Here is an 18,854-nt window from a genome sequence, read left to right on the forward strand (position 1 = left end):
GCCTGAGATGGATTTCGCCGTCACGCCTGGGCGCTCGTCGGGTGTGGTGCGCCCAGGTGAGCGGGACCGGCACGCCCATGGCGACAGGCGGGCCGGTCCTGCTTCCGGGGTGTCAGCGCGTACGGCGGTCGGCCTCGACGACGGTGTCGACGATGGCGACCGGGTGGCTGACCGAGATGGCGTGCGAGGACTTCACCTCGATGACGTGAGCCTTGGCGCGCCTGGCCATCCACCGCTGCCCGGCAGGCGAGATGGCCTTGTCTTGGGTGCTGATGACGGCCCAGGCCGGGATCTTCTTCCATGCCGGGGCGCCCGAAGGGCCGGAGTAGGCGGCCACGGCGAAGGGACGCTGGGCGGCGGCCATGCGGCGGGCCTTGGCGATGGGCAGGTCGGCGGCGAACACCTTGGGGAAGCTCGACTGCTTGATGTACAGGTCCACGCCCTTGCCCGCCGTGTCGGTGTACGGGCGCTGCTCCAGGGTGGCCGGGCCGAGCAGGCTGCCCGGGTACTTCTTCGGGTCCAGTACGGTCTGGGTGCTCTCGCCCTTGTCCGGCAGGAACGCCGCCACGTACACCAGGGCCTTGACGTTGGTGGCGTGGCGGGCGGCATTGGTGATCACGGTGCCACCGTAGGAATGGCCGACCAGGACCACCTTGCCGCGGATGCCCTTGACGACGCTCGCGATGTAGGCGGCGTCTCCCGACAGGCTGCGCAGCGGATTGGCGGGGGCGATCACCGGGTAGCCGCGCCGCTGCAACTGGGCGATGACCCCGTCCCAGCTGCTGGCGTCGGCGAAGGCGCCGTGGACCAGCACCACTGTGGGCAGGGTGCGCGCGGTGGTGCCGGCCATGGCGGGGGTGGTGGACATCGTGATGGCGCCCAGACCAAGTGCGACGGCGGCGCCCCGCCAAGCGGATGGCAAGTGAAGCATGACAAAGCCCTTCGGTTCGGGAGGAAGCGGAGCCCGGTGGGGAGCCGCCTGCGGCTGCCTCAACCGGTGCGTGCTCCACCGTTCCAGCGGCGACGGCAGAGGACATCACACGAAGACTTGAGATCACAGCGCCGGCTCGCGGCTCGGACCGGACCCGGTCGGCCCGGCGGTCTGCTCGCCGACTACCGGCTGACCTGCCATGTCCCCGCCGGGGATGTCACGTATCCGTGCGATGTCGGCCGATTCCATCTCGCGTTGGCTGGGTTCATCGACCGCGCTGATCACTCATCTGGAGGCGACGATGATTCCCGTCCGCCATCTCACCGGGGACGTCAACGGCCTGACCGTCGTCCACCGCGACGCGCCCGTGATTGTGCTGTCGCACGGCCGCGGCCCTCGATCGTCTTCCCGACGCTCATCTTCACGGGACACCACCGCCGCCTGGGCAGCCACAACCGTGGACCCCGGTACCGATCCCGCGACGCGGACCAGCCCGACGGTCTCCGCAGCTGATGACCAGTTGATCAGCGAGTTGGACGCGGCCGCTACGGTGTTCACCGCCACACGGCCCCGGCTCTACGCGATCGCGCGTAGTGTCCTCGGAGACGTGGGCGAGGCCGAGGACGTGGTGCAGGAGGCGTGGCTCCGGTGGGAACGCGCCGACCGCTCGGTCGTCATCAGCCCGCCCGCGTTCCTAGCGATGACCACCACCAGGCTCGCCATCAACGTCGTCCAGTCCGCCCGGAGGCGTCGAGAGACGTCCGTCAATCCTTGGCTCGTCGAAACGGTGGATCGCAGCGTCGGCCTTGAGACCGCGGCTGAACGGCACGAGGCTGTCGACGTGGCGGTCCGGCTGCTGTTGGAGAAACTGTCGCCCGCCGAACGGGCGGTATATCTCCTCCGCACAGCATTCGACTACCCCTACCGGCGCATCTCCGAAGTCCTTCATCTGGGCGCAGACCATGCGCGGCAGCTCATGCGGCGCGCCCACGAACACATCGCCACCGAGCGACGTCAACCGGTGGACGCCGCGGCACATCGGCGTCTCGTGCGGGTCTTCCTCGCTGCGGCGCAGAACGGCGATCTCGCCGAATTGGAGGAACTTCTCGCCGCTGACGTGTCCGCGAGGCTCGGCGACTCGAGGGTGAAGCCTGCTTCGAGCCGCCCGTCGTCGGACCGCTGACAGGTAACGTCGTCAACGGATTTCCACGGAGCCGCATTAGTCGTCTGGATGTGCCGGCTCCACGGTCGGTGCGATCTGCAGTGGTGTCGCGGCCCCGCCGGCGATCTCGCGCCCTTGATTCAGCGTGTAGTCAAGCTGCCTGGCCAGGTTTGGGAGGGTCGCCGGAGGTAGATACGCATCAGCGCCGGCGTCAAGTAGTCGTCGGACCGGGCCGTGGTGCTGAACGCCGAGTTCGTGGTCCTCGATTTCGGTGACGATGACGCGAGCTTTCGGCTGGAGATCGTCGCGATCGACGCGCCGTCACGCGTGAGGACCACGTTCTCACCAGGCTCGAGGGCGTCGATGAGCGCCCTTGGCCAGACTGCGCCTATCAGGCGTTCGCCAGGAATGGGAGCAGAGTGCGGTTGAACCGCAAGGGGTGTGTGGCGTGGCAGCCGTGCGGCGCGCCCTGGATGACCTCCACGGCGCTGCCCTTGATCTGCTCGCCCGTGGCAGGGAACGGCGTGATGTCGTCGTGTTCCCCATGAATGACCAGCGTCGGCAGAGGAATCGCGATTTCGCTGCGCAGATCGCTGCGCGCCAAAGTGGTCAGACCGGCGTTGAGCGCCTGCGGCGACGCGGCCACGCCCTGGTCACGGTAGTGGTCACGGTGCAGGTCACTCAGCAGCACGCGCCCGTCGACCTGGAACATCCGGGTGGCGTACGTGTCGAGCATGGCGAATCTGTCCGTGTTCAGCCGCGCCTCGAGGTGGTCGAACTGCTCGGGGGTCCAAGAGCCCTGCGGGTTGTCGTAGGAGCGGTACAGGTACGGCAACGCCGCGGCCACCAGGACGACTCTCCTGACCGCGGTGGTCCCGTACCGGGTGAGATAACGTACGATTTCCGCCGCGCCCATCCCGGCTCCCACCAGGGTCACTTCGCTCAGCGTCAACTGCTCGATCACCGTGTGCAGGTCGGTCGCCAGGCTGTCGTAGTCGTAGCCGTCCCACGGACGGGAGGAGCCGCCGAAACCGCGGCGATCGTAGGCGATGACGCGGTAACCGGCCTCCACCAGCGCGGGAAGCTGAGCCTCCCACATACGACTGGACAGGGGCCAGTCATGGAGCAGGACAACAGGACGACCGTGACCGTAGTCCTCGTAGTAGAGCTCGACCGGGGTACGGCCGTGGTCGACGCCGACTGGCAGGTAGGCCATGTAGCCGTCGCTTCCTTTCCGATGAATCTGATCAGCCGTCGTGCTCGACGACCAGGCGCGTCAGCTCGACCCTCGAGTTGACGTCCAGCTTGGTGTAGGCATGGCGCAGGTGAGTGTTGACGGTGTGCGGCGACAGGAACAGCCGCTCGGCCACCTGCCGGTTCGTGGCGCCTTGGGCCACCAGCCGAACCACCTGCAACTCCGAGGCGGTCAGCCCGTCCCAGCCATGAGTGGCGCCGGAAGCCGAGCTCCGGCGGCCACGGCGCCGTATCCCGGCATCGCGCAAGCGCCGCCGCACCCGCGCCGCGTCCCTCAACGCGCCGGCCTGCACGTACAGCTCCAGCGCTGTGTCCAGATGGTCGACCGCCGCCTTCCGGTCGGTCGCCGTCAAGGTGCGGCCTGCGTCCTCCAACGCCGACGCGCGTACGATCGGCCGGGAGAAGTCCGCGAGCTGCTCGGCAGCCCGTACGAGCAACGCCGGGTCGTCGTCCAGCAACCCGCGGGCGTGCGCCGCGATGGCGGCCAGGAACGGAAAGCCCGGGTTGCGCTCGGCGCGGTCCTCGACCACCTGCACCATGTCCGCGGCGACTCCTCGTTCGCCGGCACGCAAGGCCATGCGGACGAACACCACGTCATCGGCCGGGTCCAACGGCGTGGCCGCGGGGCGGCCGCCGGGGCCGGCCGCGACCGCCGCCGCCGCGTACTTCATGGTGTGTGCCGGATCGTTCTCGCCGTCGGCTGCCAGGGCGAGCATCCAGGCGCCCGTCCTGGCGACGAAGCGCGCCTCGTCGCGCATCATCCAACGGCCGTCGGCGACGAAGCGTGCGATGCCCTGCCGGTCACCTGAGTACAACGCCGCTCGGCCGAGTGTGGAGAGGGCGGTCACGTCGGCGGCGCTCCCCGCTCCCCGGTCCTCGACCATGGCGAGCACCGCCTCGGCCTGGGCGTGGGCGTCGGCCAGCCGGCCGGCGTCGAGCAGGATGCGGGCGCGGTGCATCGACCACACGTCCACGGCGTTCGCTTGTCCGCGCGATCGCGCCTCGCGGAGTCCGGCGTCGACTTCTTCGAGTCCGCGCAGCGACTCGCCGGCGGAGCTCCACAGAGAGCTCTTCCAGCAGGATTCGGGAACCCACAGTGAGTGAAGGATGCCCGCGTCGGTCGCCAGCCGCACCGCTTCGTCCTGCCGGTCGATGGCACGCTGCCAGTCCATGCGGTGGAAGGCGACGGTGGCCTCCACCGCGATCGCCGTGGCCTCGATGGCGCGATTGCCGCACGAGGCTGCGGCTCGCAACGCGGACTCGACCGCGCGACCGGTCTCCTCCACGTCGTCGGTCATGACCATTGCGAGGGCCTGCAGGGTGAGCAGCTTCGCCCGGGTCGCCGGTGACAGCCCCGGCAGGGCCAGCGCCAGGCGGCACTGCCGGACTGCCTCGGTGGAGGAACGCTGGCTCGACATCCGGGCCAGGCTGTAGCGCACCTGCGCTTCGGCTTCCGGCTCCAGCAGACCGGCCAGGGCGTTGTCGGCCATCGTCCGCGCTTCGACGTCGTGTCCGTTCAACCACAGCAGGATGATGGTCTCGGCGACCAATGCCGGGCGGTCGGCGTGGTCCGCCGGAGCCAGTTCCAGGGCGCGGCTGTTCAGGGCGACCGCGGTGGCCGGGGAGGTGGGCGCGAAGTCGGTGGCAGCCCGGCGCAGCAGCGAGACGGCCTCGTGGTCACCCGGCTGGGCGACCTCCGCCAGATCGGCGGCCACCTCCATGACGGCCGCGCCACGCCGCAGACGTACATCGACGGCCTGGCGGCGTACGAGGTTCTTGACAGCCGCCGGCACGCCCACCTGGACGGCCTCGCGGATCAAGTCATGACGAAGAGTGAGTCGTCCGTCGGCGTCGGTCAGCAGGTCAGCGTGGAGCGCCTCCTGCAAGGGGGCCATGAGTTCGACGGGCGAGCATCGCAGCAGTTCGGCGAGCACCTCGACGTCGATGTCGCGGCCGAGCATGGCCGCGAAGCGCACGCTGTCGCGGGCCAGTGGAGAGAGCTGGTCGAGCCGGTGCCGGACGGAGGAACGAAAACGCATCGGGATGCGCCCGGCGGCTCTCAGGTGCGCCATTCCTTTCTTGATGGTGATGGCGCCTTCCTCGCGCATCCCGTTGAGCAGTTCGACCAGGAACAGCGGGCGGCCGTCGGCCTTGCCGGCGAGTTCCAGCAGCGCGGGCTCGGCCACGGCCTGCAGGACGTCCTGGGCCAAGAGCGCGACGGCAGCTGTGGACAGAGGCCGCAGGACGATTTTGTCCATCGGCCATGCGCGCGCCCGACCGGTATGGGGGTGCTCGCGGGTGGCCATCACCCACAGGATGGGCCGGCCGGACAGGCGGGTCTGCAGCGTACGCAGCGCGCTGTGGGTGGCTTCGTCGCACCACTGCAGGTCGTCCATGACGATCACTACAGGAGCGGCTGACGCGGCTTGCTCCAGCTCGTGCTGGAGCTCCTGCAACAGCCAGAAACGCTGATCCGCCGCTTCGCTCAAGGTCAGGAGCCGATCGCGGGCCATGAGCGGGGCGGAGCCGGACAGCAACGCGTCCAGCAGAGGGGCGAAGGGGACGGCGTGGCCGCCCGGCACGCCCGCACCCGCATGGACGCGTAGACCGGCGGCCATGGCGAGGGTGGAAACCTCTGCGAGCAGCCGCGACTTGCCCGCTCCCGGCGGTCCTTCGATCAGGACAGCCCCGCCCTGCCCTTGTGTCAGGGTGCGTAGCCGGTCACGCAGGAGCAGCATCTCGGCTTCCCGGCCGCGCAGCGGCAGTGTGGGCGCGGCGTCTGTGGTCCGGTGCCGCATGTACGCGGAAGGCGCGGAGAAGGCCGTCGCGGCCGTTCCGTTGCAGCTCATGTGCTCATCCCTTCCGTGGATTGCCGCTCGGCGGATGACAGGGAAGACGTCATGGCTTCCTGATCCGCTTGGGTGCACAGGACAATGGAAGCAAGCGTGGTGGCGCTGGGGCGAGGCAGAACAACAGGCAGAAGTAGCCGGCAGATTCCGCCTCTCGCCGGGATGAGGAGGACAAGGGGTTGAGCGACGAAGCGTCCTTCGGAGCGCTGCTGAGAGCCCACCGGCAGGCGGCGGACCTGACGATCGAGGAGCTTTCGCATGCCTCCGGGGTGAGCGTGCGGGCGATCGGCGACATGGAGCGAGGCGTCAGCCGCGGCCCGCAACGCCGTACCGTCGCCGCGCTGGCCGAGGTGTTGCGTCTGCCACCGCATGACCACGACGCCCTCATCGCCGCCGCCCGGGCCGGACGGCCGCGCCCTGCCCCCTCCACCGCCGGGGTCTGTGAGCTGCCCCGGGGCATCGGCGACTTCACCGGCCGCGAGCATGAGCTCGGCCTGTTGCGCGAGCTGGCCGCCCGGCACACCGGTGACGACGGTCCAGCCGTCACCGCGACCCTCTGGGGGACGGCGGGGATGGGCAAGACCGCGCTGGCCGTACACGCCGCCGGCCGGCTGGCCGACCTGTTCCCCGACGGCCGGTTCTTCCTCGACCTGCGCGGCATGGACGCCACACCACTGGAGAGCGGGAACGGTCTGGCACGGCTGCTGAAGGCGCTGGGCGTGCCCGAGCCGAGCATCCCCGCCGACGAGCAGGAACGCGCCGGGCACTACCGGGCCCTGCTGAATGAGCGGCGCTGCCTCATCGTGCTCGACAATGCGGCCAGCGAAAGCCAGGTACGCCCCCTGCTGCCAGGCGGCGGACCCAGCATGACCTTGATCACCAGCCGTCGCCCGCTGGCCGGGCTGGAGGGCGTTCACCAGGTCCCGCTCGCCCAGCTCGCCGACGTGGAGGCCGCCGATCTGTTGCGGGCCATCGTGGACGACGCCCGCTCGGTGGTCGAGCCAGACGCGGTCGATGAACTCGCCCGGTTGTGCGGCCATCTGCCGCTGGCCATGCGCATCGCCGGCAACCGGCTGCAGAGCCGGCCGGGCTGGACGATCAAGCAGCTCGCCGGACGGCTCAGCGACGAGGAGCGCCGCCTGGACAACCTGGCCGCCGGGGACCTGCACGTCGCCGCCGCGTTCGCGCTGTCGTACGACCAGCTCACCCCGACCGCCCGGCAGACCTTCCGCTGGCTCGCGCTGTCCGCCGCGCCGGACTTCGGTGCGCCCTTGGCCGCGGTGCTCACCCAGCTCGACCTGGACGACGCCGAGGACGCGCTGGAGGAACTGGTCGAGCTCGGCCTGCTCCAGTCCCCGTACCCTGCGCGCTATCGCTTCCACGACCTGGTCCGGCTGTATGCGCGCGCCCAGCTGTCGAAGGAGGAGCCGGTCGAGGCGCAGCACGGGGCACGCCGGCGAATGGAGGCCTGGCTGCTGGAGGTGGCGATTGTCGCCGGGCGCTGGTTCGAGCCGGGCTATGGCGCACCCCCGCCGGAGTGGCGTTCCCTGGTCACGCTCGACAGTCAGCAGGAAGCCGGCGAGTGGCTGCAGGCGGAGGGCACGGCGTGGCTGGAGGCGCTGCGCTCAGCGGCCCAGCGCGGAGAGCACGCGACCGTGGTCGAGGTGGCCGAGTCCATGAACTGGTTTTCTGATCAGTGGATCCGGTGGGGGCACTGGCGCGAGGTGTTCGATCTGTCCTCCAGCGCGGCGCGGGCCATGGGCGACCGGCTCCAGGAGGCGGCGCATCTCAACCACCTGTCCTGGGCGCTGTCTCAGTGTGAAGGCCGTATGGAGGAGGGCGAGGCGACCGCGTTGCGGGCACTGGAGCTGGCCCGCGAGGTCGGCGACATACGCCAGCAGGGATGGGCGCTGGTTTCTGCCAGCTGGACCATCCGGGGCGATCCGGCGAACCTGGAGCGCGAGCTGGACTACACCCGGCGAGCCGCTGATCTCCTCCTGCAGGCCCGGGACCGGGAGTTCTATCCCGCGGCCGTGTCGGCCTACATCTACGGCCTGCGGCGCGCGGGCCGAATAGAGGAGGCATTGGAGCACAGCCTGGCGCTGGTGGCCACGCTGCGTGACCCCTCCTACGGCGGCTCCCCGACCCTCGTCGGCTACGGTCTCGGGAGCGCCCTGGGCCATCTCGGCACCGCCTACCTCGCCCTCGAACGCTGGGATGAGGCGGTGGACGCCTACCAGAAGGCGCTGGCCGAGCTGCGCGCCCGCCCGATCGCCTTGGCCTTGGGACTTACCCACCGCAGGCTGGGCACCGCGCTGCGGCGCTTAGGCCGGGTCGAGGAGGCTCGCCACGCGTTGACGGAGGCGGTACGGCTGTTCGAGGCATCCGGTGACACCGAGCCGGCCGCCGAGGCGCGCCGGGAGCTTGAGGCACTGACGAGCTGACGACGCGAGCCGCTGACGAAACATCGCAGATTCGTGCGATGTGGTCTGTCGCGCCCGCTGACACCGTGTCCTCACCGTCTCCCAGCAGGGGAGGCCGACATCGGGGCGGGTATGCATGGCTGTCTGGTTCGTCACGGGCGCGGCACGAGGCATCGGGCACCGTGTCGCCCGTGAAGCGCTGCGGCGAGGACACCGGGTGGTCGCCACCGGCCGCGACCTGGCCGCGGTCACGGACGCCTTCGCCGGGGTCGGCGGCGAAGTGCTGCCCTTGGAGCTGGATCTGCTGGTGCCGGAGGCGCCGGCGGCGGCGGTCGAGCAGGCGATGCGCCGCTTCGGCCGGATCGACGTGCTGGTCCACGCCGCGGTCAGGACCGTCCGCGGCCCCCTTCGGGAGGCGACCCACGCGCAGGCGCGGGCGCTGTTCGACGTCAACGTCCTCGGGATGCTCGAGGTAACCCGCGCGGTGCTGCCGGTACTGACCGCGCAGCAGGCCGGGCGGGTCATCGCCGTCGGCTCGGCCGCCGGCTTCTCTGCCCCGGCCGGTTCGGGTCTGTACGGCGCGTCCATGGCGGCCGTCGAGGCCCTGTGCGAGACGCTCCGCGCTGAACTGGACGAGATCGGCGTCTGCGTGACCGTCGTCGAGCTCGGCCGCTTCGCCACCTTGCCGACAGCCTTCGATCGCGGCCCCTTCCTGCCAGGGGATCCTGGCAAGGCAGCCGCCGCGATCCTCGACCTCCTGGCCGTCGACGATCCTCCGCTGCGGTTGCAGCTCGGCGCCGACGCCGTCGCCCATGTCGAAGCCAACCTCGAGCACGTGGCCCAGGAGCTCGACCTGTGGCGGCCGGTCTCGCTCAGCACCGCCTCCGACCACGACCTGCCAGGGCAGAACGGTCACCGGCCGCCAGGCGGCACGTGATTCCGGGTCCCGGGCAGGTCCGGCTGGCATCGCGTGCCGGGGCCGCGACGACCACGGTCATCGCGTGGGCTACTTCCCGGCGTTCTGGGCGGCCCAGTCGCGGTAGCGGATCGTGCCGAGGGCGGCGCCGTCATTCGGCACGAGCGACCGCTCCAGCAGCTCTTGCCCGAAGTAGAGCGCGCGCGGGTCGGTGACCACTTCGCGCGGATCGCCCCAGGAGGCCAGCGTGTCGCGGAAGAACTCGTCCATCCGGAACTGCTCGGGTCCGCCGACCTCGATGCGGCCGTTCAACGGCGTGCCCACCGAGACCCGGCCGACCGCCTGCGCCACGTCGTCGCCCGCCATGGGCTGGAACAGCACGGGCGCCATCCGCACCTTGTCGCCTTCGGTGGCCTCGTCGGCGATGCGCCGGACGAACTCGAAGAACTGGGTGGCGTGCACAAGGGAGAACGGGATCGACGAGTTCTCGATCAGCTTCTCCTGGGCGATCTTCGCGCGGAAGTAGGGGTTGCCGGGCGGGCGCTCCGTACCCACCACCGACAGCGCGACGTGGTGACCGACACCGGCCGCGGCTTCGGCGGCGAGCAGGTTGCGGGTGGAGGTCTCGAAGAACTCCAGCACGGCCTTCTCCTCGAAGGACGGGGAGTTCGACACGTCGATCACCACCGACGCGCCTTTCAGCACATCGGCCAGTCCTTCACCGGTGAGGGTGTTCACGCCGGTGTCAGGCGCCGCCGCCACCGCCTCGTGACCGTGCTCGCCCAGCTTCGTCACCAGCTTCGAACCGATCAGCCCGGTCCCGCCGACTACCACAATCCTCATGGCCAACCCTCTCTGTCCACCGGGGCACGTGCTGCTACCCGGACGTAGCTAAGACAAGACAGCCCTCCAGACTCGTGACAGCTACCGCGAAATTCTTTTGAGACCACCCAGGCAGCGGTCGGCAGGCACAGAACTCACGCCTTCGTGCGATGTGCGCGGCGATGCGGCAAGAGAGCGTTTCATCCGCAGGGCCGAACTTCGTGGAAAGGCGCAACATGATCATGGAGCTCCCAGGTTCGTGTCCCCATGTGCAGGGGACACGTCCGCCCGTTCCGGCCGGTCATGCCGACGGCTGTGAGGAGTGCCTGCAGACGGGGGGCCAATGGGTGGAACTGCGTGAATGCCTGACCTGCGGCCATGTCGGCTGTTGCGATACCTCGCCCGGCCGACACGCCGCCGCGCACTGGGCGACCACCGCCCATCCGGCAACCGCTTCCTTGGAGCCCGGCGACCTGTGGGGATGGTGTTATGCCGACCTGCGCTATCTCGGGTCCGTTCGGCAGGGCAGGGCACCGCGGCGGAGAAGAACCCGGATCGCAGGGGCTTCCGGCAGTTCCCGATCTTAGGCACAGCCGGCAGCGGTCCGATCACTGCATGGCCGCGTCGTGTTCGAGGACGAGCCGGGTCAGCTCGACGCGTGAGCTGATCCCGAGCTTGGTGAAGGCATGCCACAGATGTGTGCTGACCGTGTGAGGGGACAGAAAGAGCTGGTCGGCGACCTGCTTGTTGGTCGCTCCGCCGGCGACCAGCCTGACGATCTGCAGCTCAGAGGCGGTGAGACTGCCCCAGCCCTCGGTCGGCCTGCTGGAAACGGCGCGTGATCGGCGCTCACCCATGCCTTTGAGACGATCGCGTACGCGGACCGCGTCGCGTTCGGCCTCTGACTGCTCGTACAACCGCAGTGCCGTGTCCAGATGGGGGATCGTGCCAGTGTCCTCCAGGGCTCCCGCCAGAGCCAGTGGCCGGGGGATGTCCTGATACAGCTCAACGGCGCGAGCCAGCAGGCCGGCGTCGCCGTCCACCAGGGCACGTGCGTGCAAGGCCGTGGCCGCGTAGATCGGGATGTCGGGGTTGTGGTGGTGACGCGTCTCGGCGAACTCAGTGACCAGGGTGGCGCGGGCGCGGTCTCCGGCCCGCAACGCCATCCGGACGAGGACAGGCTCGTCGGCTGGGTCGGCAGGGTGGGACAGTGCCGAGGTGGGCCGATAGTAGGAACGGCCGCCCTCGGCGGTCAGCTCCATGGCCCGGGCGTGGTCGCCGTCGGCGGCGGCGGCCTGGGCGGCCAGCCACGCTCCTGCTCGCCGGGTCTGCCCGGCTTCGACCCGCATGAGGGCGTCGGCGAATTCACGGCCGCGCGCCAGTTCCCGCGGGTCGCCGGTGTGCAGGGCGACGCGGCCGAGCACGTATCGGACCGTTGCGTCGTCGAACGAACGGGGACCGAGTTCGTCGGACATGGCCATAACCGCTTCGGCCTCGGCTCGGGCGTCGGCCAGCCGGCCGGCGTCCAGATACACCCGGCAGCGCGCGATGCCCCACAGCCGCAGCAGGTTGGCCTGGCCGTGATGCTGGGCCTTACGTACGCCGTCATCCGCCTCGGCCAGCGCCTCCTCCACGCGCCCCAGCATGCTGAGCAAGCCGGCCTTCCAGACGCCGGGCATCCAGAGCACGTCGGTGTGGGGGACGTCGCGCAACGCGGCGCCCGCCTGGTCGGCGAGGTCGAGCGCACGGCGGACGTCGAGCCGATGGTTGGCGATGATCGAGCCCACACTCAGCAGAGTGGCACGCGAAGCCTGGTCGTCTGCCTGATCAGCGGTGGCCAGCGCGGCCGGGAGCAGGGTTTCGGCCTCGACGATCTCCTCAGCGCCGACGAGGGCGAGGTTGAAGGCCAGCATGGCCATCAACTGAGCGCGGATGCGGAGCGGCAGGCCGGGCAGTGCGACTCCGGCGCGGCTCTGCCGTATGGCCTCGGTGAGGGAATACTGGTTGGCCGCGAGCGTCAGCCCCAGCCTGATGCCTGCCTCGACATCGACCGGCAGCGGCCGGCGCAGTGCGGTCTCGGCCAGTGCAAGGCCTTCGCCGGCGCGGCCCGTCTGGCTGAACAGAGGCAGGGCCTCGGCGATGAAGCCGGCTTGCCGCAGCGGGTCAAGGGCGGCAAGTTCGATCGCGCGGCGGCTCATCTCCACGGCGGCCGACGGCGCGGTGACCGCCAGGTCGCGGGCGGCCTGGCGAAGCAGTGCGATGGCCGTGTCGTCGCCGGGCTCGGCGGTCTCCGCGAGGTCGGCGGCGATCTGCGTGACCGGGATGCCGTGCGCCAGCCGCAGGTCCACGGCCTGGCGGCGGAGCGCCTTGCGGAGCGTCGCCGGCAAAGCCGCCTGGATGGCCTCGCGGATCAGGTCGTGGCTGAACAGCAGCGTGCCGTCGCGCTCGGTCAGGAGGTCGGCCGACAGCAGTTCCTCCAGCGGCTCGAGCAGCGTGACAGCGGACTCTCCGGTGAGCTCGGCGAGCTGCTCGAGGGAGACGGTCCGGCCCAGAACCGACGCGATCTGCGCGGCCTTCTTGGCCAGCGGGGAGATCTGTTCCAGGCGGTGCTGGACGGAGACATGGAAACGCAGGGGCAGACGCCGCTGAGTCAACCGCGCGACGCCGTCGGAGATGGTGACCACCCCCGCATCGAGCATGCCGTTGATGAGTTCGGTGAGCAGGAGCGGGCGTCCCTCTGCTCGCTGCGCCAGGTGGAGGATGCCGGGCTCCGGGGTGGCCGCCAGCAGGTCGCCGGTCATCGCCTCGACCGCCTTGTCCGATAAGGGGGCCAAGGTGAGCAGGTGACCGCCCGGCAGACTCAGTGCGGAGATCGTGGTGCGTACGTCCGGGGTGAGCGGGCCCGTTCGTGCGGCGAGAATCCAGGTGATGGGATGCAGGGACAGGCGCTGCGGCAGGGTTCGCAGTGCCAGGAGGGTGCCCTCGTCGCACCATTGGAGATCGTCGATGGCGATCACCAGCGGTGCGGTCAGGGCAGCGCGTTCCAGGTGCTCGTGGAGTTCCTGCAGCAACCAGTAGCGTTTTGCGGTCGCCTGCGTGGCCTGGACCTCGTCGGCCGGGAGAATCGGGTCGAGGTTAGAGTGCAGGGCCCCGAGCAGCGCGCCGAAGGGGATCATCTGCCCGTCCGGGTCACCTCCGCCGTACATCACGCGGAGTCCTGTCTCCTCGGCCATGTGGCGCGCCTCGGTGAGCATGCGGGTCTTGCCGATGCCGGGACTGCCCTGGATGAGCACCGTCGCGCCCCTGCCAGAGGACAGCGCGGCCAAGTGGGTCCGCAGAGTGGCGACCTCGGGCTGTCGTCCGCGCAGCCTGTAACGGCCGAACGCGGCGGCGGCGTCGACCTCCGTTTCCCGCGCGTTCATGCCGCCCTCCGATCCTCGGCCTCAATCGCTTCTCCGAGGACGCGGTACGCGTTACCGCCAAGAGCTGGGGCCGTGGTGACGAGCACCGAAGCGGCCATGTCAAACTCGCTGATCAATGGGTCAACGGCTGCGGAGACCGTCGGACTGGTCTGCGCCGCGTCGTCTCTGTGCGGCTCCAACACCTTCGTGGTCACTCGCGACTCCATGCGCACACGGCATCCCGGCTGATGCCACTGCGATCACAGTCGCTTTCTAGGCCTGTCCATCGCGCCCTGGGGAGACCCTAGTCCGTACCCTGGTCCCCGGTTGCGGCTGCCCACGATCTTGGGGGGTGGGGCCCAGCACGCAGGAGCCGAACCCGACGCGGGCGCTTGATCCAGCTGATCAGCGCCCCCCACCGGGCTCTGGGTTCGCGAGAGGCAGGCGGTGTGGCGGAGGATGCGGAAGGCTTCGCCCCGTTGAGGTGGTGATGCCGTCGAGGATCAGCTCCAGGTAGCGGCGCCACGCCTGCGGCTCGGTGGTCAGCAGCGGCGCCGCCGTGTGCTGGATGCCGGCCAGCAGGAGGGCGACATCGGTGCCGGTGAGGTCAGGGCGCACGACACCCTGCTGGCGGGCGCGATCGGTGAGCGCTTCCGCGGCCTCGCACAGGCGATCGATCGCGTCACGTACCTGTACGTTCTGCAGGGACGGGCGCCCGATGACCTCGCAGAACGCCCGATCTCTGACGAAGGTCTCCACGCCGGCGGTCATGAACTCACGCAGCGCCAGGCCGGGATCGTCGGCCGTGAGCAGCGCGGTTGCGGTGTCCACAAGCTCGTCGAGCATACCGAGCATGATCGCCGCCAGTAGATCCTCCTTGGAGGAGAAGTGGCGGAAGACCGTCCCCTTCCCCACCCCGGCACGTTGCGCGATCTCCCCGATGGACACCTCGGCTCCGCACTCGGCGAACGCTTCGGCCGCGGCGTCCAGCAGCAGCCGACGATTGCGCACCGCGTCACTGCGCGACGGGACAGCGGACGTCGTTCCAGTCATGCCTCTCCCTCCCATCCATCCAGTGTACTTCCTAACATGACCAGCCGGTCCGGTTTGGTGCTAAGCTAAAGGTGACCGGCTGGTCCGCTTAGCGGGCTGCGGAGCCGGTGAGCTTCTTCGGAAAGGAAGAACATGAACACCACGTTGGCCGGAAAGGTCGCCCTCGTCACTGGAGCGTCGTCGGGCATCGGCGAGGCCACTGCGCTGGCCCTCTCAGCGGAAGGGGCCCTAGTCGCAGTCGGGGCCCGGCGTGCCGACCGGCTGGAGACCCTGGTGCACAAGGCGGTCGGCGAGATGCTGGCCCTCGAACTCGACGTGACCGACCAGGAATCGGTGCGGGCCGCGGTCGCGAAGACCGTCGAGCGCTTCGGCGCCCTGGACGTCCTGGTGAACAACGCCGGGGTGATGCTCGCCGGCTCGATCGCGGGAGCGGACACCACGGAATGGACGCGCATGGTCGAGACCAACCTGCTCGGGTCGATGTACACGGTCCACGCGGCATTGCCGCACCTGCTGGAGCGCAAGGGCGCCGTCGTGCAGGTCTCCTCGACCTCGGGCCGGATCGCGTCGGCCGCCAGTGGCGTCTACGCGGCGACGAAGTTCGGCATCACCGCCTTCTCCGAGGCGCTGCGACAGGAGGTCACCGCCCAGGGCGTGCGCGTCGTGGTCGTCGAGCCCGGCTTCGTCGCCACCGAACTGGCCGACCACATCACCGACCCCACGATGCGGGCCGCCGCGCAGCAGATGGCCACCTCTATGCGCACCCTGCAGCCCGAGGACATCGCCAATGCTGTCGTGTACGCGGTCACCCAGTCGCAGCACGTCGCGGTCAACGAGATCCTCATCCGCCCCACCGACCAGACCCGGTAGGCGCTGTCGAGGAGAATGGATGGCCGGCTCGTTCGGCCTGCTCCTGCGGAGTTTGCGGCGCGGTTATGCGGGAGCGGCGGCTGTGGTGCCGCGGATGATGAGATGCGGCGCGATGACGATCTCCTTCTCGGCCACCGGCTTGCCCTCCAGCCGTGCGATGGCTCGCTCCACCGCCAGGCGCGCCAGGCGCGGGATGTCCTGCCCGACGGTGGTGAGGCCGATGTGGGCCAGGCGGGCCAGGTGGCTGTTGTCGAAGCCCACGACCGAGATCTCGCCAGGAACGGCCAGGCCGGCGCGCAGGAACGTGTCCAGGACGCCAGTGGCGCAGCGGTCGTTGAAGACCAGGATGGCGGTCGGCCGGGGATCGCCGCTGAGGAGGACGCGCGCGGCCGCCGCCCCATCGTCCTCGGTCAGCCCACCGGGCACGATCCGGATATAGCGGTTCAAACCGTGCCGGCTCATGGCGGTGCGATAGCCCCGGCGCCGGTCCGCGGCGCCCGGCGCCCGGCCGCCGTCGATGTGGGCGATGTCGCGATGGCCGGCCGCCACCAGGTGGTCGACGGCCTGGCGGGCGCCTTCGTCGTCGGCGGTCCGTACGACGTCCACCCCGGCCGTCGTCCCGCGCAGCCGGCGGGCCACGGAGACGACCGGCAACTGGGTCGCGAGCTCGGCCAGCTGGGCGGCCGGGGCCTGCGGGCCGAGCAGGATCAGGGCCTCGCACCGATCGGCGAGCAGGGTCTCGACGGCGTGCCGCTCGCTGCGGCCGGCCGTGACGGCGCTGAGGGCGACCTGGTAGCCGGCCGGCTCGGCCGCGGTGTAGATGCCCTCCACCAGATCGGTGTGGAAGGGATGCTGGAGCCCGAACTGCACCCCGAGTAGCCGTGAGCGGCTGCTGCGCAGCAGGCGCGCCCGAGCGTCCGGCCGGTAGCCGATCTCCTTCGCGGCCTGCTGCACCCGCTCACGTGTGTCGGCACTGGCGCCCTTGGCCCCTCGCATGACGATGGAGACCAGCGCCGTGGACACGCCCGCCCGTGCCGCGACGTCGGCCAGGGTCGGTCGTCTCCCCTCCGAGCCCGCGGGGGTTCGTGGCACTTGCTGCCCTCCTCGATGGAACCGTCCTGTGAAGACGCTGCTCCACCATACTGCAACGTTCTAGTCACTGGCACTGCGAACCCTTGACAAGGCCGTCCGCCTGCTGGCCTACTGCTAAAAGACTAGAACGTTATAGACAGATGGGTGACGATGTACACGTTGGCGGTCTGCGCCGAGATGGTCTTCACGGACGTGTCGATCCAGGAGCGGGCGCGGCGCATCCATGACGCCGGGTTCCAGGTCGAGATCTGGGACTGGAGCCGGCACGACCTGGCCGCGCTGGCGCGCACGGGGGCCGTCTTCTCCTCGATGACCGGCTACCTGCGCGGCAGTCTTACCGATGAGGAGGGGGCGGCGGAGCTGTTGCGCACCGCCGAGGAGTCGGTCAAGGCCGCTGAGCAGTTGGGCTGCCCCCGGCTCAACCTGCACGGCACCGGCCTCGACGACAAAGGCCTGCCGGTGACGCCGGTGACCGGCGAGGCCACCGGACCGATGTGGATGGCCGCCCACCGCACGCTCACCCGCCTCGCCGAGCTGGGCGAACGGGCCGGTGTGATCTTCACCCTGGAAAACCTCAACACCGCCGTCGACCACCCCGGCGTGCCGTTCGCCACGGCCGCCGACACCCTGGCCCTGGTCGCCGCCGTGGACAGGCCAAGCCTGCGGATGAACCTCGACCTCTACCACGCGCAGATCGGCGAGGGAAACCTGATCGAGCTGGTCCGCCGGGCCCATGCCGCGGGCCTGATCGGTGAGATCCAGGTGGCCGACGTACCCGGCCGCCACGAGCCGGGGACGGGGGAGATCAACTACCCGGCCGTCGCCCGTGCTCTGGCCGACCTCGGCTATGACGGCACGGTCGCGATGGAGGCGTGGGCCTCCCGCGACAGCGCCCTGGCCCTGGAGCGTTTCCGCTCCGCTTTCACCCTCTGAAACCCGACATACGGAGACCGCGCATGACCACCCAGCAGCCCCTCGCCGTCGGCCTTGCCGGAGCCGGACGGATGGGCGCCCTCCATGCCGAGACCCTGGCCCGCCGCCTTCCCGGTGTCCGGCTCGCCGCGCTGGCCGACCCGGTCCCCGGCGCCGCGCAGCGCCTGGCCGATCGGCTCGGCTGCCCCAAGGTGACGACCGACGTCGGCGAGTTGCTCGACGATCCGGACATCGACGCCGTGGTGATCGTCACCCCGGCGCGCACCCACGCCGACCTCGTCGAAGCGGCCGCCCAAGCGGGCAAGGCCGTCTATTGCGAGAAGCCCATGGCCGTCACGCTCGCCGAGGCCGACCGCGCCATCACCGCCGCCGCCAAAGCGGGCGTGCCTCTCCAGGTGGGCTTCAACCGGCGGTACGACACCGGCTTCCGCGCCGCCCACGACAAGATCGCCGCCGGCGCCATCGGCACACCCCAACTCCTGCGCTCCCTCACCCGCGACCCGAAACTGGCCGACCCGGCTCGCGTGCCGCCGTGGACGATTTTCCTGGAGACCCTCATCCACGACTTCGACACCCTGCGTTACCTCAACCCCGGCGCCGAAGCCGTCGAGGTCTTCGCCATGGCCGACGCCCTGGTCCGCCCCGACTTCAAAGCCGGCGGCCTGCTCGACACCGCTGTGGTCACCGTCCGCTTCGACAACGGCGCCATCGCCACGGCCGAGGCCAGCTTCCAGGCCGTCTACGGCTACGACGTACGCGGCGAGGTCTTCGGCTCGGCCGGCATGCTCACCATGGGCGACCTCCGCAGGACCCACCTCACCGCGTACGGCCCGGACGGCGTCGCCGCCGAGTGCGTCACCTACGACCAGGACCTCTTCCACGACGCCTACGTGGCCGAGCTGGCCGACTTCGCCGACTGCGTCCGCACCGGCCGCACTCCCGCGGTCACCGGCGAGGACGCCCGCGCCGCCCTGACCATCGCCCTCGCAGCCATCGAGTCGATCACCACCGGCGGCCCCGTCCGCGTCGGCGATCGCGAACACCTGTGACCTCACCGCGGCAGCCGATCACCCACGGTCTCCCACTGACGATCCCGCACTGGGGGTGCGAGCAGGCCTACCGCCAGGCGTTCCCGGACGCCTCAGCCG

The 18,854-nt window shown here is 70.1% G+C and carries 15 protein-coding genes; 7 read left to right on the forward strand and 8 right to left on the reverse strand.

Annotated elements, in window-relative coordinates; all coding sequences use genetic code 11:
• Positions 1-112: 112 nt before the first annotated feature.
• The gene (locus OHA25_RS16235; protein WP_327588398.1) at positions 113-931 is read right to left on the reverse strand and encodes an alpha/beta fold hydrolase; all 819 of its coding nucleotides are present in this window, start codon (positions 929-931) and stop codon (positions 113-115) included.
• A 301-nt stretch (positions 932-1,232) separates the two neighbouring features.
• Between OHA25_RS16235 and OHA25_RS16240 the strand changes: the two genes are divergently transcribed.
• Entirely contained in the window at positions 1,233-2,114 is an 882-nt protein-coding gene (locus tag OHA25_RS16240) for a sigma-70 family RNA polymerase sigma factor (protein ID WP_442942116.1), read from the forward strand.
• A 370-nt stretch (positions 2,115-2,484) separates the two neighbouring features.
• On the opposite strand, the gene OHA25_RS16245 is transcribed toward OHA25_RS16240, so the two are convergent.
• Both OHA25_RS16245 and OHA25_RS16250 read right to left on the reverse strand, forming a co-directional pair.
• Entirely contained in the window at positions 2,485-3,309 is an 825-nt protein-coding gene (locus OHA25_RS16245; RefSeq protein WP_327588399.1) for an alpha/beta fold hydrolase, read from the reverse strand.
• A gap of 31 nt (positions 3,310-3,340) precedes the next feature.
• A complete protein-coding gene (locus OHA25_RS16250) occupies positions 3,341-6,196 on the reverse strand; it encodes a helix-turn-helix transcriptional regulator (protein ID WP_327588400.1) in 2,856 nt (951 codons plus the stop codon).
• 179 nt (positions 6,197-6,375) lie between these two features.
• Between OHA25_RS16250 and OHA25_RS16255 the strand changes: the two genes are divergently transcribed.
• Together OHA25_RS16255 and OHA25_RS16260 are read left to right on the forward strand one after the other, a co-directional pair.
• Complete coding sequence (locus tag OHA25_RS16255; protein WP_327588401.1) at positions 6,376-8,640, forward strand: ATP-binding protein; 2,265 nt, start codon at positions 6,376-6,378, stop codon at positions 8,638-8,640.
• Positions 8,641-8,755: 115 nt separating this feature from the next.
• On the forward strand, positions 8,756-9,556 hold the full coding sequence (locus OHA25_RS16260; RefSeq protein ID WP_327588402.1) for an SDR family NAD(P)-dependent oxidoreductase: 801 nt from the start codon (positions 8,756-8,758) through the stop codon (positions 9,554-9,556).
• A 69-nt stretch (positions 9,557-9,625) separates the two neighbouring features.
• Here OHA25_RS16260 and OHA25_RS16265 read toward each other — a convergent pair whose 3' ends face one another.
• Positions 9,626-10,378, reverse strand: coding sequence for an SDR family oxidoreductase (locus OHA25_RS16265; RefSeq protein WP_327588403.1), 753 nt, complete (start codon positions 10,376-10,378; stop codon positions 9,626-9,628).
• Between the two features lie 221 nt (positions 10,379-10,599).
• On the opposite strand from OHA25_RS16265, the gene OHA25_RS16270 reads away from it, so the two are divergent.
• The gene (locus tag OHA25_RS16270; RefSeq protein WP_327590989.1) at positions 10,600-10,944 is read left to right on the forward strand and encodes a UBP-type zinc finger domain-containing protein; all 345 of its coding nucleotides are present in this window, start codon (positions 10,600-10,602) and stop codon (positions 10,942-10,944) included.
• Positions 10,945-10,965: 21 nt separating this feature from the next.
• On the opposite strand, the gene OHA25_RS16275 is transcribed toward OHA25_RS16270, so the two are convergent.
• The 3 genes from OHA25_RS16275 to OHA25_RS16285 all read right to left on the reverse strand — a co-directional run bounded on the left by OHA25_RS16275 (position 10,966) and on the right by OHA25_RS16285 (position 14,811).
• A complete protein-coding gene (locus tag OHA25_RS16275) occupies positions 10,966-13,779 on the reverse strand; it encodes a helix-turn-helix transcriptional regulator (protein ID WP_327588404.1) in 2,814 nt (937 codons plus the stop codon).
• Positions 13,776-13,973: a hypothetical protein gene (locus tag OHA25_RS16280; RefSeq protein ID WP_327588405.1), complete on the reverse strand. Its 198-nt coding sequence runs from the start codon at positions 13,971-13,973 to the stop codon at positions 13,776-13,778. Before OHA25_RS16280 ends, OHA25_RS16275 begins: the two co-directional genes overlap by 4 nt.
• A gap of 190 nt (positions 13,974-14,163) precedes the next feature.
• The gene (locus tag OHA25_RS16285; RefSeq protein WP_327588406.1) at positions 14,164-14,811 is read right to left on the reverse strand and encodes a TetR/AcrR family transcriptional regulator; all 648 of its coding nucleotides are present in this window, start codon (positions 14,809-14,811) and stop codon (positions 14,164-14,166) included.
• 132 nt (positions 14,812-14,943) lie between these two features.
• Between OHA25_RS16285 and OHA25_RS16290 the strand changes: the two genes are divergently transcribed.
• Positions 14,944-15,681, forward strand: a complete 738-nt coding sequence (locus OHA25_RS16290) for an SDR family NAD(P)-dependent oxidoreductase (RefSeq protein ID WP_327588407.1) — start codon at positions 14,944-14,946, stop codon at positions 15,679-15,681.
• A 63-nt stretch (positions 15,682-15,744) separates the two neighbouring features.
• Here the strand turns inward: OHA25_RS16290 and OHA25_RS16295 are convergent, their stop codons facing one another.
• Entirely contained in the window at positions 15,745-16,773 is a 1,029-nt protein-coding gene (locus OHA25_RS16295; RefSeq protein WP_327588408.1) for a LacI family DNA-binding transcriptional regulator, read from the reverse strand.
• Between the two features lie 150 nt (positions 16,774-16,923).
• On the opposite strand from OHA25_RS16295, the gene OHA25_RS16300 reads away from it, so the two are divergent.
• Together OHA25_RS16300 and OHA25_RS16305 are read left to right on the forward strand one after the other, a co-directional pair.
• Positions 16,924-17,706 (forward strand): TIM barrel protein, encoded by a 783-nt coding sequence (locus OHA25_RS16300; protein WP_327590990.1) that lies wholly within the window; start codon positions 16,924-16,926, stop codon positions 17,704-17,706.
• A gap of 23 nt (positions 17,707-17,729) precedes the next feature.
• On the forward strand, positions 17,730-18,755 hold the full coding sequence (locus tag OHA25_RS16305) for a Gfo/Idh/MocA family oxidoreductase (protein ID WP_327588409.1): 1,026 nt from the start codon (positions 17,730-17,732) through the stop codon (positions 18,753-18,755).
• Positions 18,756-18,854 lie beyond the last annotated feature (99 nt).

Origin of the sequence: Nonomuraea sp. NBC_00507 (genome assembly GCF_036013525.1) — a bacterium.
Lineage (GTDB): Bacteria > Actinomycetota > Actinomycetes > Streptosporangiales > Streptosporangiaceae > Nonomuraea.